Raw genomic sequence first — 15554 nt, 5'->3', positions numbered from 1 at the left:
CTGCTCCGCCGTCATCGGACGGGGAACAGCCCGGCTCTTTTGCCTATGCGTTCTTTTTCATCAAAAGCTGTTCTTCTTGTGTGTTTTTCTCCGCGAACAGCCATTTCATCAGCGGCGGTGTGACAATCGTCGTCACCAGGACCACGACAATCAAGACAGCAAACATGTCGTCAGAAAGCAGGTTGTTTTCCAGCCCAATCGCGGCGATAATCAGCGCCACTTCGCCACGCGATACCATGGCAGCGCCGATGGCGAGCGAATGCTTCCAAGGGAATCCGGTGATTTTGGCCCCAATGGCGCCACCCACCAGCTTGGAAACGATGGCGATCACACTCAAAATCAAGATTAGCCACCAATTTTCCATAATCCCGGAAAATTGGGCGGCGACGCCGATCGAAGTGAAAAAGACGGGCACAAAGACGGCGTAGCTGATCGTTTCGACCTTCCGGGTGATTTCTTGCTTGAAGCTGGTCAGACTGATTGCGACACCCGCGATATAGGAGCCGATAATAGCGGCAACGCCTGTGTACTCGGCAAAATACGCGAACAGGAAACAAATAATCAGGGCGGCGGAGATCAACGATTCGCTCACTTGCAGCGAGGCGAATCTTCGCAGAACCCACGGGACGGCTTTCCAGGCCAGCAGGAACGCAATCGCGAAAAACGCGAGCTTTTTCGCAATGACCAGGCCGAGGTTCACATCGCCGCCAGCGAAGCTCATCAAGAACGCCAGCGCCAAAATGACGAGCACGTCGTCAATGACGGCAGCCCCCATGATGGTTGCGCCCTCTCGTGATTGCAGCTTGCCTAATTCCTTCAGCGTTTGCACCGAGATGCTCACGCTGGTCGCCGAGAGCAACAGCCCCAAAAAGAGTGACGCAAACGGGGAGAGTCCCATCGTGACCCCGGCCAGATAGCCGAGTGCCAATGGCGCGATAATGCCGGCTACCCCCACGCTGGTAGAAGACTTCGCGGTGCGCTTGAACTCGTCGATATCGGTCTCCAGTCCGGCGATGAACATGAGCAGAATGACGCCGATCTGGCTGATTTCCTTCAAAATGTCCGTGTCGGTCACCAGTCCAAGTACGGTCGGACCGAGCACGATCCCGATCAGCAGCTTCCCCAAAACGGACGGCTGTCCGAGGCGCACGCTGATGTCTCCGGCGATTTTGGAAGCGATCAGGATGACGGCCAGTTGAAAAATAAGCATGCGATTTCCCCCTTTGGTTTGTGTGTACCAAGCAAAAAGAGCCCGTCATCGCGGTTTCTTTTTGTCGGCCGAAAAAAGACAAAAAGAACCCTACGATGACAGGCTCCACCATTAACAAATCCCTATTCATTTTGGTTACGTTTACATTCTAGCACAGGACTCGGGAAAAGTAAAGAAACGCTAGAAAAGTGGCGGAATTATGCCGTTACCACGATCGCTCCCTTTTTCTATGTTCAAAAGAAACGCACAGAAAAGCGCAGAAAACCGCTTCTGCCTCAGTTTTGCTGCTCGTCGCGCCATTTTACCGAAACAAAAAGCCTGACGGTCGTTTCAAACAGACAGTCAGGCTTACTTTTGTGCGCCTGCAAACGGGCGCGTTTATTTCCAGTGGATGTAATCGGACATTTGCGCGAAGGCGTCAGCCAATGCGTGCAGGCTTTCTCCGGTCTGGTAAGCGAAGAGCGGCAAACCTACCACAAACAACAAAGCTTCTCCGATATATTTGGCGATCATACGATCTACCTCCTTTTGGATTGGCGTTCAAGCAGTCAGATCCAAAAGGAAACGGTCGGTATCCTTGTCGCCATTCGCATGCCGCGCGCGCCGGAGCATGCGGAAGCGCAGCGGTTGCCTTGCTGCCATCGGATAAGTCTCAACCAGGCACGGATTGATCGAAGGGCGATAGGTGTCGCTGGCACTCCAGCGAAACGCCTGCATTGGCGGGTAGTGCCAACGTCCCAGCCAAAAGGCCGACGTAAAGCAACTCACCAAGAGGCCGAGCAAGGCGAAGAAATCCTCCAGTGAAGGCAGCAACAGCATATCTTCCATGGCGATTCCCCTCCTTTCGTACCCATCATTCTACTCTTGTTCACATCATCAGGCAATACGCAAAAGAAGGGAGGTTGCGTTTGGTCGCAATTGCTGCACTATTTGAGCTGGCCGATAGACAGGTTGACGCGGTAATTGCCAAAGGGCAGGAGGTCGTCCAAAAAGCGGTTTAAGGCGGTGTGATCCGCGACGTTGATTTTCAGCGTGTAGCAGCCTTCCCCGCTGATGCGATGAGCTTCGATGACTTCCCTGCGGCTTGCGACAAAGCGGGCAAAGCGCGAATGGTCAGTCGTCTTCATGAACATCGTGACCATCGCGGTGAGCGAAGGAGCCAGCTTGGCCTCGTCGACGATGGTCGTGTAGCCGATAATGACGCCTTGCTCCTCCAGTCTTCTGATCCGGTTGCCGACGGCTTGCCCGCTCAGATGGACCTGCTCGCCGATGTCTTTCCACAAAAGACGGCTGTTTTGACGCAGCAAAGCCAGAATGGCATGGTCGGTTTGGTCGAGCATGAAAATCTCCTTTCGCGGTGAAAGTGAGGCGCCGGATTTGTTTCGCGGCTACCTGCGCGCGTCTTTTACAATAAAAGCAAGGTACCACGATTATACGCCTGCGATGGGAGGAAAGAGAAGACATGCACATCCAACTTGTTCGACATGCTACGCTCAAAGTGACCTACGGCGGCCGCACGTTTTTGATCGACCCGATGTTCAGCGCGGCGGGGGAGCTGTCTGCTGTGCCAAATACGCCGAATCAGCGAGCGAATCCGCTGGTGGAGCTGCCTGTTTCCACGGAAGAAGTGCTGGAGGGTGTAGAAGCGGTTTTGGTGACGCATACGCACAGAGATCATCTGGACGAAAAAGCGCTCTGCTTGCTGCCCGACGACTTGCCTGTTTTTTGCCAGCCGCCGGATGTAGGCATGCTGCACCAGCGGGGCTTTTCCCATGTATCCGCGATTGAAAGCGAGCAGGAATGGCAAGGAATTCGCCTCTACCGCACAGGCGGAAGGCACGGGACAGGCGAGATCGGGAAACAGATGGGGCCAGTGTCCGGCTTTGTATGGCAGGCACCTGGCGAGCCGACGCTGTACGTGGCAGGGGATACGGTCTGGTGTGCCGAGGTGGAGGAGGCCATCGGGCGGTTTGCTCCCGACGTGATTGTCGTGTTTGCCGGAGCGGCCCGGTTTTTGACGGGAGACCCGATCACCATGACGGGGGAGGACATCGCTCTTGTAGCGGCCGCCGCCCCGGACAGCCACCTGTTCGTCGCGCACATGGAGACGTGGAATCACTGTCTGTTGTCACGCGCCGAGTTGCATGCGTTTTTGGCGGAACGAAAGCTCCAGGACCGGGTGCGGATACCCGCAGATGGAGAGAGAATCGCTTACCCTGGTCCCGGTAAAGCGTGACGGAAACGGACAGATACGAGCAGCTTTGCGAACAGGCGGAGCTGCTTTTTTTCGTGCGATCCTTTTTCGGGCTTGTCCAGCATTTGACAAATCGAATCTAACGTAATAAACTATTTTTACGTAAATGATTAATGTCATGAGGTGTTGTTGTGGCGCACGAACAGCTGGATACGTATATCGTCGAGACGCCGGAGCAGGCGATGGCGCTGCTGAATCCGCTCCGGGCGGAGATTTTGAGCCGACTGGTGGAGCCTGCTTCGGCGGCGGAAGTGGCGCGGGCAATCAATGAGATTCCGCAGCGTGTCAATTATCACTTGAAGGCGTTGGAAAAAGTCGGGCTGGTCAGACGGGTGGGCAGTCGGCAGGTTCGCAATCTGGTCGAGGTGCTGTATTTGGCGATTGCCCGGACTTACGTGCTCTCCGAAGGGCTGAACTGGGCGAACGACACGGTGCAGCAGATGAAGGACCAGGGGGCTTTGTCGCATTTGATCCATACGGCGGAGCGGATCAAGCGCGACGCCCTGCTCCTGTTGGAGCGCTCGGATCAGGAGAAAGAAATTCCGAGTGCCACACTCGATACCAGCATTCGCCTCGCCAGCGAAGAGGAGCGGAGCGCTTTTGTCGAAGAATATGTGCAGTTGGTGAATCAGTTGGTCAAAAAGTATCAGACAGCAGCGCAGGGGCAGGAGACGTATCAGGTCATTCTCGCGGTGTATCCAAAAGAAGGGGGCGATCAGTCATGAAGGCGGAAGCCAGAGCAGCAGGCCAACCAAGGCCCGTCGTCGTGTGGGAAAATCGGACCGAATCAAAGCGGGGCAATGTCATTGCGCTGCCTGTAAGAGACGGTAGCGGTGGCGCTGTCGACAGGGAAGCCGCTGTGACCGCATGGACAGTGGGACCCGCCGACAACCCGGCTGTCGTCACGCAGGTTTCATCCGGGTTTGGCAAAAGCAAGGCGGCGGTTGCGACGCCGCAGGCCAACAGCTTGAGACTGGCAGCGTAATCCGTTCCATCCGTAAACAAATGATAAAGGAGGGTTTTGCATGAATCTGATTCCGGTAGTGGTCGAGCAGACGAGTTATGGAGAGCGGTCGTACGATATTTACTCCCGCTTGCTAAAGGACCGCATCATTTTTGTGGGCAGCGCCATTGACGACCAGGTGGCGAATGCGGTTGTGGCCCAGCTGTTGTTCCTTTCGGCGGAAGATCCGAAAAAAGATATTCATCTGTACATCAACTCACCTGGCGGCTCTGTGACAGCGGGAATGGCGATCATCGACACGATGCAGTTCGTCGCCCCGGACGTATCTACGATTTGCACGGGAATGGCGGCCTCCATGGGCGCGATGCTCTTGGTGGCGGGAGCGCCGGGCAAGCGCTACGCCCTGCCGAATGCGGAAGTCATGATTCATCAGCCTTGGGGCGGCAGCCAAGGGCAGGCGAGCGATATCCAGATCGCCGCAGAACGAATCCTCAGGCATCGTAGCATGCTCTATTCGATAATCGCGGAGCGTACCGGCAAACCAGTCGAGAAGATCGAAAAGGATGCCGACCGGGATTACTTCATGTCGGCAGCCGAAGCGCTTGACTATGGCTTGATCGATCAAGTAATCGAAAAACGATAGCACCAGGAAGAATAGATGGTTTCGTCAGGCATCCACGGACTGCGCCGCGGGTGCTTTTTCTTTTGGGCCAAACGCAGTCGTGCGGCAAAGCTTCAAGGCGTGAGGAAACAAAAGAGCAAGAAAAGCAGCCTGGATGGCTGTCGGGTCTGTCCCAGATGCGGGAAATGCGCTAAGATAAAAGTTCAGCGACAAACGATGGGGAAGAGACTACTCTTCACACCAACTGAGCAAAAGCGAACGAGAACATCTGGGAAAGTCGGTGTGAAACAACCAATGACGTGGAAGACACACATGCTCCTGGGCGCAATCGCAGGCTACGGGGCATACCCGTCCTGGGAGGGCAGCGTGATCGGAGCAACAATGGCGCTGGTGCCGGATATCGACCAGGCGCGAAGCAAGCTGGGACATCTTCTTGGGCCTATCTCGAAAATGCTGCAAAGAGGGCTGGGCCACCGGACGATCACCCATTCCTGGGTCATCCTGCTGCTGCCAGCCCTTTTCTGGGGCGATACGCCAGCGGGCTGGGCTGCTCTCTGGGGGCTGCTGTCGCATCTGGTCAGCGATATGCTGGTCGGGCGCATCCAGCTTTTTTGGCCGCTGCGAACAGGATGGATCGGCCTGCGTCTGCCGAAGACGCTTTATCGCACGGTAGATCGGCTCGTCTTTTACGCAGCGATCGGATTCATTATTTACACGGGATATCGGTAAAACAAAGAACCCTGTCCACAAGGCAGGGTTCTTTGTTGTAGGCAAGGACGATGCTTACGGCATCAAGAAGGGCTGTATCCACTCGGCATTTTCCGCCAAAAATTTTTGTGCCCCGGCTTCTGCCTCCCGCTGAATTTCCATCATTTGTTCGTCAGTGAGGGTTGCGAGGTTAATGGCATTGTCGGCCGTCATCGCCGGGATTTCCAGCGCTTTTCCGAATTCTTGCTTGGACTTCACTTTCAGGCTGAATCCTTTTGGCATGTCAGGAGTCGGATTGTCGAAGGTGATTTTCACACTGCTATCGGAATCGCGCCCGCTGTCTGTGGTCGTCTCGGATACGGTGACGTTCCCGTTCAAAGCAACAGGCTCGGAGTATTCATCCGCCAGGACAAGGGCGAAATGGTACGTGTCGGTTCGTTTTTGTCCTTCCTTCACCTGTTCGAACGTGGTTGCCAGATCGAGAGCCGGCTGCTCGCTGTTTTTTACCAACACGCTCAGCTTGCCGTTTGTTTTGCCGTTTTGCTCGGTCGCTTTGTACGTGTAGGACAGCTCGCCGTTTTTCGGGTCCTCCGGATTGTGGAGGGAGTAGCGATAGAAGCTGTCCGCGCCTTTTTGGTAAGCGATGCCGCTAAAGAACAGCTGCTCGTCTTTGGCGTCTGCTTCGGCAAACAGCAGCTTGCGGGACAGGATTCGGTGATCGCTGTCTACGAGCATGGTCATTTTCAACTGCTGCTTGCTTGTCGTGGTGGTGTCGCGAATGTCCTTCAGCAAGTCGTCGAAGCCTTGCTCGTAGATTTTCCGGGATTCTTCCTTGGAAACTTCCTCTATGGCATAGCCGCTATCTGCCAGCAATGTCGCAACATTTTGGTAGCGGGTGTAGAACAAGTCAAACAGCTTCTGGTCCGCTTTCGCCTTTTCCGCAAGCTTCGTCGCGAGCGCTTTCGCTTCTTCATCGGTAAAGGTTACCGTGATCTCGCGCGCGCTTTCCGTAAAACCTTCCGCAGAGAAGGACGCATCCTTGGTGATGGTCACCTGGCTGTCCTTGATCGAGTCTGCGTACAGCATCGCGTAAGGCGCAAGCGTGCTTCTCACTTCATCCTGGCTAATGCGGACAGCGGCGATCAGGTCACGATAGGTGAGAAAACGCTTCGGCAGCTCTTGGCCGAACTTTTGGTTGAGCGCATCGCGGTCTTTCAAGTCCATGTAACCGTATTTGGAGTAAAACGCAGGCAGGCGGAAACCGAATTGTGTGTCGTTGAGAAAATATTCAAGGGTAGCCAGCTTCTTGTCCTTGAGCTGGACTTCGAAGTTGCCTTGCTGTTGATGTTTCTGCTCGTCCATGTTGCTTTGCATGACGATTTTGGCATTTTTCAACAGTTCGAGTACCTTTTGGACTTGCGGGTCGGGGATTGCAGCCTCTACTGTGATGTCAGACAGCTCGGTCGTAGAATGGACAGGCTTCTCCAGGTAAGGCTTCATGTAGTCTTCGTATTCCTCATAAGCCTTGGCGACGTCCGATGAGAACTGTAGCATGCTCTCTGCCTCGGATTGCAGGTAGATGGTTTTCGCGCTTTTGAACAAGTCGAACTTGGCGTAGGCTGTTCCGAATCCGCCCAAGATGACGACAGCAGCCGCTCCGGCAATCCATAGCGGCTTTTTCAGGCTTTTGCGTGGCGGCTTCACGTTTGTTGTGGATTCCATGAGTTCCTCCCCTTTGTCCCTCTCTCTTTGGCGTGCGAATTGGCAAATGGGTTTTTCGCACTCGATTTTGTATTGTACCATAAGGAGGATGGAGGGAAGAGATTTCCAGTAAAATATTTCAAAAATGAGGAGAAATGACCCAATAGCAGGGGGAAAGGGATGGATAGGAGGAGATCGTGTGGACTTTCGCGTGCTGCAAACATTTCTGGTGGCGGCTGCAACCGAAAATTTTCATCAGACGGCTGAGGCGTTGTTTATTGCGCAGCCCACTGTCAGTCAGCATATCCGGCAACTGGAAAGGGAGCTGGGGATCAAGCTGTTTGAGCGAGTCGGGAAACGCGTTCGGCTGACGGCAGCAGGCAAGCACTATCTGCCGCATGCAAAAGGACTTTTGCAGCAGTGGCACCACAGCATGGAGGATTTGCAGGCGTGGCGCCAAGGGTATCGGGAGAAGCTTCGGGTGGCTGTCTCGCCAATCATTGCCCGCGCCCGCTTCTCCCATTTGCTCCATCGTTTTACCAAGCAGTATCCCGATGTGGACATCTCGATCAAAATCGCCGACTCCGTCGAAATCGGCCCGCTGGTACAGAGCGGACAGGTGGATCTCGGGCTGACCCGGATGATGCCCGGATTGTTCCAACTGGACACGTATCTGCTGTACGAGGACCCGGTCGTATTTGCGGTCCCGCACAACGGCGGGGACATGGACGCGCCGTTGCCCGATTGGGAGCAGGAGGTACAGTCCAACCGTTTGTTGACCCACAATCATCCGGGATATTGGGACGAGCTGCTTTTGCATTTGCGCCAGAGGGGGCTTGCCTTGCGCACGATGGCTGTCTCGCAGGTGGACATTACCAAGCGTTTCATTGAAGACGGGCTGGGTGTCTCGTTTTTGCCTCGGTCGGCAGTGAGTCGGGAGTTGTTCGAAAATCGTTTTATCGAACTGCCCACGCCCGGACTCGCATTGCCCACGGTCGCCTCCTACCTGCTCGTGCCCAAAGCCGGCATGAGCGAGCCTGCCCGGCACTTCATGGAGATTTTGCAGGCGCTGTATCCGCCGATGCCCCCGGTCATGCAGGGAGGCAAGGGGTAGCCAGGCTGCCTCTATCCCGAATAATTACGAAATGTGATTAATAGCGGGTTTTTATTCTATTTCCCTTTCAGAATGATAATCGATATACTGAAGGAAAAGAGAGGAAAAGGGAGTGGCGATCATGACAAAGCAACATCCGTTGGCCATTGGTTTGGAAGGAATCGCCGTAGCAGAAACAGACCTGAGCCTGGTCGATGGCATCAACGGTCTGTTGGTATACCGCGGGCATTGGGCACGCGATCTCGCTATTCATCACACCTTTGAAGAAGTTGCTCACCTGCTCTGGTTCGGACACTTGCCAAGCGAGCAGGAGCTTGTGGCATTCAAGAATACACTCAAAGCAAACCGCGAACTGCCTACGCCTGTCAAAGAAATCCTGAAGCTGATTCCGGCAGATGTCGATATGATGAGTGTGCTGCGTACCGGAGTGTCCGCTCTGGGCAGCTCCTCCCACGGCTTCCCGCCAACCATAGAGGAGGTCATTTCCCTGGTTGCGAAAATGCCTACGATCGTCGCGTATCGCTTCGCTTGCCTGGAAGGCCGCCAGCCGCTTGACCCGAATCCGGAGCTTGACCATACGGCAAACTACCTGTATATGCTAAAAGGCGAGAAGCCGAATCCTGCCCATGTGCGGGCGCTGGATGCGTATCTGATTTTGACGCAGGAGCACGGCATGAATGCCTCCACCTTCGCAGGACGCGTCGTCAGCTCTACCGAGTCTGACTTGATTTCTGCGGTAACGGCTGCCATCGGCACCTTGAAAGGTCCGCTGCACGGAGGAGCACCATCCGAAGTGACGGAGATGATCGAAGCGATTGGCACGAAGGAAAACGCAGAGCCGTGGCTGCGCAACAAGCTGGAAAACGGCGGCCGCCTGATGGGCTTCGGACATCGCGTCTACAAAACGGTCGACCCGCGGGCAACGGCATTGCGCGTCGTCGCTTCCGAGCTGTCGGCCAACGATCCGTGGTTTGACCTGGCGACACACGTGGAAAAGGTAGGCTTGCAGCTTCTGGAGGAATACAAGCCAGGCCGCAAGCTGAACACAAACGTAGAGTTTTTTGCCGCAGCCGTGATGCGTGCGGTAGGGCTGGACGACAACCTGTTCACGCCGACCTTCGCCGTGAGCCGCGTGGTCGGCTGGAGCGCTCATATTTTGGAGCAAGCTGCGAAAAACCGGATCATCCGTCCGCAATCGAATTACATCGGCACGATGCCGGAATCATAAAAAGGGCGTTTTGTCTTTTAGTAGGGAGAAAAGCTATCCGTTTTTGCGGGTGGCTTTTTTTGTTCCTGCGATCCATTTTCCAACGACAGGAAAATTTCCAAAGTGCAGCCAAGGGATTGCAGACTACGCTAACTTTTGGCATGATAATGAAAAAAAGTAAGGAGTGGAACAAATGGCCTTGTTGTCTACCCCGTTTCAATTCAAAGGATTGACCTTGAAAAATCGCGTGGTCATGCCGCCGATGTGCCAATACTCTGTGGAAGCGCAGGATGGCACGCCGACAGACTGGCATTTCGTTCATTACGTGTCCCGCGCAGTAGGAGGCACGGGCCTTATCATTGTAGAGATGACAGACGTGGAGCCGGACGGTCGTATTTCCAATTACGACCTCGGGCTGTGGTCTGACGAGCAGATCCCGGCGTACAAGCGAATCGTCTCCGAGGTTCACAAGTACGGCGCGAAAATCGGCATTCAAATCGGGCATGCCGGCCGCAAAGCGGAAGATGCGGAAGTGCCCGTGTCCGCATCCGCGATTGCGTTTCCAGGCTCCCGCTACAAAACGCCGCGGGCACTGACGACAGAGGAAGTCAAAGCGATGGTCGTCAAGTTTCGCGAAGCGGCAAGACGCGCGGTGGAAGCAGGCATGGACACGATCGAGATTCACGGCGCTCACGGATACTTGATCCACCAGTTCCACTCCCCATTAACGAACGTGCGGGAAGATGAATACGGACGCGACAAAGCTTTATTTGGCGTGGAAGTCATTGCCGCGATCAAAGAGGTGATTCCCGCAGACATGCCGCTCATCATGCGCATCTCTGCCGTGGAATACGTGGATGGCGGATACGGCCTGGACTACAGCACAGAGCTGTGCCGCAGATACAAGGAGGCAGGCGTGGACATTTTCCATCTGTCGAGCGGCGGAGAGGGGCCGATCGGCTCTGGAGGACGTCCGGGCATCCACCCCGGCTATCAGGTTCCGTTTGCCCGGGCGATCAAGCAGGCGCTCGATGTTCCGGTCATCGCGGTAGGGAACCTCGACGATCCGAAGCTGGCAGAAGCAGTGATTGGCAACGGCGACACGGATCTGGTCGCAGTAGGCCGCGGCATGCTGCGTGATCCGTACTGGGCGCTGCATGCAATCCACGCGCTGTCGGCTGAAGAAGCCCAGCCGCCACGGCAGTATGCGCGCGCGTTCTGATCGAATGAACGGGGAAAGGATCAGAGGCATCCTTCCATGCCGCCGTGTGGCGGACAGGGAGGGGTGCCTTTTTCTTGCAAAGCGATTGACATCATCTGGAAAGTGATATAAGATGAATGTCAGTCAGCACTGACAATCATTTCGGGGAATGAGGGGAAGCATGGACAGCAATTATCAGAGCAGCAGGGAACGACTGATGGCCGCAGCCATTGATCTCATCGCGGAAAAAGGCTACAACGGGGTCACGACGCAAGAAATCGCGACAGCCGCAGGCTTGAGTGAAAAGACGCTGTTCCGCCAGTTCGGCAGCAAACGCAATCTGCTGGAGAGCGCCTTTGACCACTTCCATTACGCGGAGGAGATGACCAAACTGTTTGCGGAGAAGCTCGTGTGGGATTTGCGGGAAGACCTGCTGTTGGTCAGCCGGACGTACCATCAGCTGATGAACCGGAACCGGAAGATGATCTGGATCAGCATCAAAGACGAGGGGCATCTGCCTGGCTTTCGCGAACGCACGCAAAAGCATCCCCGGCAGCTGTTGACCGGGCTTGCGAATTACTTCGCGGAGATGGGCAAAAAGGGCAAAATCGTGCCAACCAATCCGGAAGTTCAGGCGACGGCTTTTATGATGATGCACTTTGGCGCCTTCATGAACAACCTGGATGCGTCGGAAAGCTTTTCGGGCGTTACGCTGGAGGCGTTTATCGCGGAAAGCGTGGAGATGTTTGCTAGGGCGTTGACTCCCTAGTTTTTTTATTCAAGAGCTGTCAGTCAGCGCTGACAGTCAAAAATCAATCCAAGGGAAAGGTGGAGAGTGGACGTGTCTATGGAACAAAGCGAGGCAAACAAGCAGGTGTTGGTGCGCATTTTGATGTTCACCCTGACGATTTCTTCCATAAGCGGCTTGATGTTCAACATCGTCCTGCCGGAAATCAGCAAGGAGTTTCACCTGACGATCTCCGAGGTAAGCTGGCTGACGACGGCGTACGGCTTGCTCTACGCAATCGGGACGGTCACCTACGGGAAGCTGGCAGACCGCTACAAGCTAAAAAATTTGCTTACCTTCGGGCTGCTCGTGTTTGCTGTCGGCTCGCTGATCGGGCTGGCATCCCAATCGTTTGCGCTGGCGCTTTTCGGCAGGATTTTGCAGGCGGCAGGGGCGGCCGCCATTCCGGCTACGGCGATGCTCATTCCTGTCCGCTACTTCCCGCCAGAGAGGCGTGGTTCTGTCCTCGGCATGACGGCCGTCGGGCTGGCGCTCGGCGGGGCGCTTGGGCCTGTGCTGTCGGCGCTCATCGTCAGCTTTGCGCATTGGCGCTGGCTGTTCGCCGTGCCGCTGTTGATTCTCACGACGCTGCCGTTTTACCGCAAATATTTGGCGGAGGACGAAACGCTCGCGCGCGGGTCTTTTGATTGGCTGGGCGGCGCTCTGCTCGGGGGTTCGGTCGCGCTGTTGCTTCTCGGAGTCACGAACGGTACGTGGTGGTTCCTGCTTGGCAGCCTGCTCACGCTGGTGCTGTTCATTGTGCGGATTCGCCGGGCTGCCGATCCGTTTGTGCAGCCGAAAATTTTTGTCAACAAACGCTACACGGCAGGACTTGTGCTTGCGGTTCTTATCAACGGAATGGGGGTTGCCCTGTACTATGTCAGCCCGCTGCTGCTTTCGTCCGTGCAGGGACTGTCGACAAACTGGATCGGTTTTGTGATGGTTCCGGCCGCGATTGCCTCCGCGCTTCTCGGCAGCGTGGGCGGGAAGCTCGCAGACCGGAAAGGGAACGCGTATCTGTTTTTTCTGGCGTCGGGTTTGCTCGTGGTCTCTTTTGGACTGCTTTCTACCTTTACGGGCATAGTGGTCATCGGGATCGCGCTCTTTTTGATCTTTGGCAATGTGGGGCAGTCGTTCATGCAAATCTCGCTGGCAAACGCGATCTCCCAGTCGCTGGCGAAGGAGCAGGCGGGAGTAGGGATGGGGATTTTTTCGATGGTCAACTTCATCTCCATGGGCGTTGCTTCGGGCATTTACAGCAAAGTGATCGACCTTGGTTCGGCGACCCAGTGGAATCCGGCAAATCCGTACGCGGTCGGCTTTGTTTACAGCAATATCTACCTGGTGCTTGCCGCTCTGCACGCGCTGATTTTCCTGTTCTACTATTTCCGTTTCGGTAAAACCCGTAGCTCCGGCTTGCAGGCCAACAGTTGAAGCGAATCCCCCAAAACGGCCAGTATGATAGACTAAGGAAAAAAGGACGGCTGGAAAGGGGGAGGCGGTTTGCGGGAGCTGTCTGCCATCCGGTTTCGTGAAAAAGAACCGCTTTTTACGCAAATTTATCACTATCTAAAAGACGAAATCAGGCACGGCCATGTGCAGGACGAGGAATTTCTGCCTTCGATCCGCAGTTGTGCGCAATCGCTCGGCGTCAGCAAAAATACGGTGGAGGTCGCATACCAGTTGCTCGTCTCGGAAGGCTACGTCAGGAGCATCCCGAAAAAAGGCTACCAGGTCGTGTCTCAGGGGGAGCGTCCTTCGATCACACCAGGCACAAGTCCGGAGGAAGCGCAAGCGGCGGACATTCGCATCGATTTTCGCTACGGAGATATCGAAATGGGGCGTTTTTCGTTTCAGCAGTGGAACAAACTGCGCAACCGCGTAATCGCTGACCACCAGCAGCGCTATATGGTCGAGGGGCAGCCACAGGGCGAGTTTGCCCTGCGCAAAGAACTGGTGAAGCTGCTGCACGAGACGCGCAAAGTCGCGGCAACGCCGGAGCAGATCATCGTCGGCGCGACTCCGCAGCAGCTTGTGTCGGTTCTCGTTCAGTTGCTGGACAGGGAAAAGCAGGTCATCGGCGTGGAAAACCCCGGCTATGACGGGGCGCGCAACACGTTTGCAAACGGCGGCTATCAGGTACGGGGGATATCGCTTGGGGCGGACGGCGTTTCCATGCAGGAACTGGTCGATAGCGGCGCCGACGTCATGTACGTGAGTCCGTCGCAGCAGTTCATCCACAAGCTGGTCATGCCGCTCGAAAAACGGTATGCGCTGAGCGAATGGGTGCAGTCCCGGGCGTATATCGTGGAGGATGACTACGAGTGGGAGTTCAAGTACGAGGAAAGCTTTCTCCCCGCGATCCAGAGCCTGTCTCCGCAAAAGGTAGTCTACATCGGGCGGCTTTCCAAAGCGCTGCTGCCTGTCTGCAACGTCAGCTATCTCGTCCTGCCGTATGAGCTGTTGGCGTGCTTTCACCAGCGGGTGCCGGAATACGATCAACCTGTATCCAGACTCGATCAGTTGACGTTGGCTGCGTATTTGGCGGACGGCTATTGGCACAGGCACGTCCAGGCCATGCGCAAAAGCTATGCCGACAAACGCAAGGCTTTTCTTCAGGCCGTCTCCCGCTGGATGGGCGAGCGCGTGGAAGTGGAAGGAAAGGACACGGGCTTGCACGCTTTTTTGACCGTGATGAAAAAGGGCAGCGAAGCGGAGTGGATGGAGCGTGCCGCGCGAAGCGGCGTGAAGGTGTATGGAACAGCCAGGTACTGGGTGCATGACACGCGGCAACATGCGACGGTATTGCTTGGGTACGGCGCCTTGACCGAGCAGGAGATCGAGGAAGGCATTCGCCTGCTCGCTTCTGCCTGGTTCGGGTGACGGTCCCTTTTTTTCTGTCCCACTCATCTTGTTCCATCTGTCCCTTCAAGCAGGGGCCCTTGACCCTCTATGATGGACGAGAAAGCGACAAAGCGACAAAGCAAAGGGGACAAACACGAGATGAGATTTATCTTCGATCTGGACGGGACAATCTGCTTCAAAGGCCAGCCGATCTCGGCCGACATACTGGACAGCCTGCTCTGGCTGGAGCAAGAGGGCCACACCGTGGGCTTTGCGTCGGCGAGGCCGTGCCGGGATATGCTGCCTGTTTTGGATGAGCGCTTTGCCCGGCATCTGCTCATCGGGGCAAACGGAGCCATGACCTATCAGCACGGACGGCTGCAAGCCTACACCCCCATTCCCGCTCCGCTGGCGGCAGAGATCCTCAGCATCCTGACCGATCACCGGGCGCAGTTCTTGATTGATGACAAGTGGGACTACGCGCACAACTGCACGGACGACCAGCCGATCCTGCGCCATATCCACAGCGGGCGATTAGCCAGCCGCCTTGCCTTTGACCAGCTCGATGCGGTCCTGAAAATCTTGATTGTATCGGCGGAACGAATGGACGAGCTGTCTGCGAGGCTGAGAGAGTTGGATGTCACGCTTCATTCCCACTCTGCCGAGGGGATTCTCGATCTCACCTGCAAAGGGGTGAACAAGTTCGCCGCTTTGCAACAGGCGGCGCCTGAAGAGACGTTTATCTGCTTGGGAAACGACATGAACGATCTGCCGCTGTTCGAACAGGCGCATCATTCCGTTTTGATCGGCGAATACGCTCCGCTTGTTCCGCTTGCGACCGAGCAAATTCCCGTGGACGACCAGGTGGAGCATGCAATTGTTTCCAAAATCAGGGAATTAGGCGTGGCGTACAGGACTGTTCGCACGTCGTGAGAATCAGGA

At 55.6% G+C, this 15554-nt stretch carries 17 protein-coding genes; 12 read left to right on the top strand and 5 right to left on the bottom strand.

All coding sequences use genetic code 11. The features are described from left to right. Positions 1-43: 43 nt before the first annotated feature. From ACTHO6_RS13455 to ACTHO6_RS13440, 4 genes are all read right to left on the bottom strand, one after another. Positions 44-1210, bottom strand: coding sequence for a cation:proton antiporter (locus ACTHO6_RS13455; RefSeq protein WP_440242085.1), 1167 nt, complete (start codon positions 1208-1210; stop codon positions 44-46). 378 nt (positions 1211-1588) lie between these two features. Further along, a complete protein-coding gene (locus tag ACTHO6_RS13450; protein ID WP_440242084.1) occupies positions 1589-1723 on the bottom strand; it encodes a hypothetical protein in 135 nt (44 codons plus the stop codon). 27 nt (positions 1724-1750) lie between these two features. Continuing rightward, positions 1751-2038: a hypothetical protein gene (locus tag ACTHO6_RS13445; protein WP_440242083.1), complete on the bottom strand. Its 288-nt coding sequence runs from the start codon at positions 2036-2038 to the stop codon at positions 1751-1753. Between the two features lie 98 nt (positions 2039-2136). Continuing rightward, positions 2137-2550 carry an Lrp/AsnC family transcriptional regulator gene (locus ACTHO6_RS13440; protein ID WP_440242082.1) on the bottom strand — a complete coding sequence of 138 codons (414 nt, stop codon included), beginning with the start codon at positions 2548-2550 and terminating at the stop codon, positions 2137-2139. A gap of 122 nt (positions 2551-2672) precedes the next feature. Here ACTHO6_RS13440 and ACTHO6_RS13435 point away from each other — a divergent pair, with 122 nt between their 5' ends. The 5 genes from ACTHO6_RS13435 (at position 2673) to ACTHO6_RS13415 (ending at position 5779) form a co-directional block, all read left to right on the top strand. Next, on the top strand, positions 2673-3446 hold the full coding sequence (locus tag ACTHO6_RS13435; RefSeq protein ID WP_440242081.1) for an MBL fold metallo-hydrolase: 774 nt from the start codon (positions 2673-2675) through the stop codon (positions 3444-3446). 149 nt (positions 3447-3595) lie between these two features. Beyond that, on the top strand, positions 3596-4189 hold the full coding sequence (locus ACTHO6_RS13430; RefSeq protein WP_440242080.1) for a winged helix-turn-helix domain-containing protein: 594 nt from the start codon (positions 3596-3598) through the stop codon (positions 4187-4189). Continuing rightward, positions 4186-4449, top strand: coding sequence for a hypothetical protein (locus tag ACTHO6_RS13425; RefSeq protein WP_440242079.1), 264 nt, complete (start codon positions 4186-4188; stop codon positions 4447-4449). Before ACTHO6_RS13430 ends, ACTHO6_RS13425 begins: the two co-directional genes overlap by 4 nt. Before the next feature lie 40 nt (positions 4450-4489). Then, on the top strand, positions 4490-5071 hold the full coding sequence (gene clpP / locus ACTHO6_RS13420; protein WP_440242078.1) for an ATP-dependent Clp endopeptidase proteolytic subunit ClpP: 582 nt from the start codon (positions 4490-4492) through the stop codon (positions 5069-5071). Positions 5072-5332: 261 nt separating this feature from the next. Further along, on the top strand, positions 5333-5779 hold the full coding sequence (locus ACTHO6_RS13415; protein WP_440242077.1) for a metal-dependent hydrolase: 447 nt from the start codon (positions 5333-5335) through the stop codon (positions 5777-5779). A 54-nt stretch (positions 5780-5833) separates the two neighbouring features. Here ACTHO6_RS13415 and ACTHO6_RS13410 read toward each other — a convergent pair whose 3' ends face one another. Then, positions 5834-7480, bottom strand: a complete 1647-nt coding sequence (locus tag ACTHO6_RS13410; protein ID WP_440242076.1) for a hypothetical protein — start codon at positions 7478-7480, stop codon at positions 5834-5836. Between the two features lie 178 nt (positions 7481-7658). Between ACTHO6_RS13410 and ACTHO6_RS13405 the strand changes: the two genes are divergently transcribed. The 7 genes from ACTHO6_RS13405 to ACTHO6_RS13375 all read left to right on the top strand — a co-directional run bounded on the left by ACTHO6_RS13405 (position 7659) and on the right by ACTHO6_RS13375 (position 15545). Continuing rightward, positions 7659-8573, top strand: a complete 915-nt coding sequence (locus ACTHO6_RS13405; RefSeq protein WP_440242075.1) for a LysR family transcriptional regulator — start codon at positions 7659-7661, stop codon at positions 8571-8573. A 121-nt stretch (positions 8574-8694) separates the two neighbouring features. Continuing rightward, positions 8695-9801 carry a citrate/2-methylcitrate synthase gene (locus ACTHO6_RS13400; RefSeq protein ID WP_440242074.1) on the top strand — a complete coding sequence of 369 codons (1107 nt, stop codon included), beginning with the start codon at positions 8695-8697 and terminating at the stop codon, positions 9799-9801. A 172-nt stretch (positions 9802-9973) separates the two neighbouring features. After that, positions 9974-11002 carry an NADH:flavin oxidoreductase/NADH oxidase gene (locus tag ACTHO6_RS13395; protein ID WP_440242072.1) on the top strand — a complete coding sequence of 343 codons (1029 nt, stop codon included), beginning with the start codon at positions 9974-9976 and terminating at the stop codon, positions 11000-11002. A gap of 160 nt (positions 11003-11162) precedes the next feature. Continuing rightward, positions 11163-11750 carry a TetR/AcrR family transcriptional regulator gene (locus ACTHO6_RS13390; RefSeq protein WP_440242071.1) on the top strand — a complete coding sequence of 196 codons (588 nt, stop codon included), beginning with the start codon at positions 11163-11165 and terminating at the stop codon, positions 11748-11750. Between the two features lie 78 nt (positions 11751-11828). Then, positions 11829-13202, top strand: coding sequence for an MFS transporter (locus ACTHO6_RS13385; RefSeq protein ID WP_440242133.1), 1374 nt, complete (start codon positions 11829-11831; stop codon positions 13200-13202). A 69-nt stretch (positions 13203-13271) separates the two neighbouring features. Next, entirely contained in the window at positions 13272-14651 is a 1380-nt protein-coding gene (pdxR, locus tag ACTHO6_RS13380) for a MocR-like pyridoxine biosynthesis transcription factor PdxR (RefSeq protein WP_440242070.1), read from the top strand. Positions 14652-14771: 120 nt separating this feature from the next. Further along, positions 14772-15545 (top strand): HAD-IIB family hydrolase, encoded by a 774-nt coding sequence (locus ACTHO6_RS13375; RefSeq protein WP_440242069.1) that lies wholly within the window; start codon positions 14772-14774, stop codon positions 15543-15545. The last annotated feature ends 9 nt before the right edge of the window (positions 15546-15554 follow it).

The organism is Brevibacillus sp. SAFN-007a (assembly GCF_051967035.1).
Taxonomy (GTDB): Bacteria; Bacillota; Bacilli; order Brevibacillales; family Brevibacillaceae; genus Brevibacillus.
This window is presented reverse-complemented; position numbering and strand designations above follow the sequence as displayed.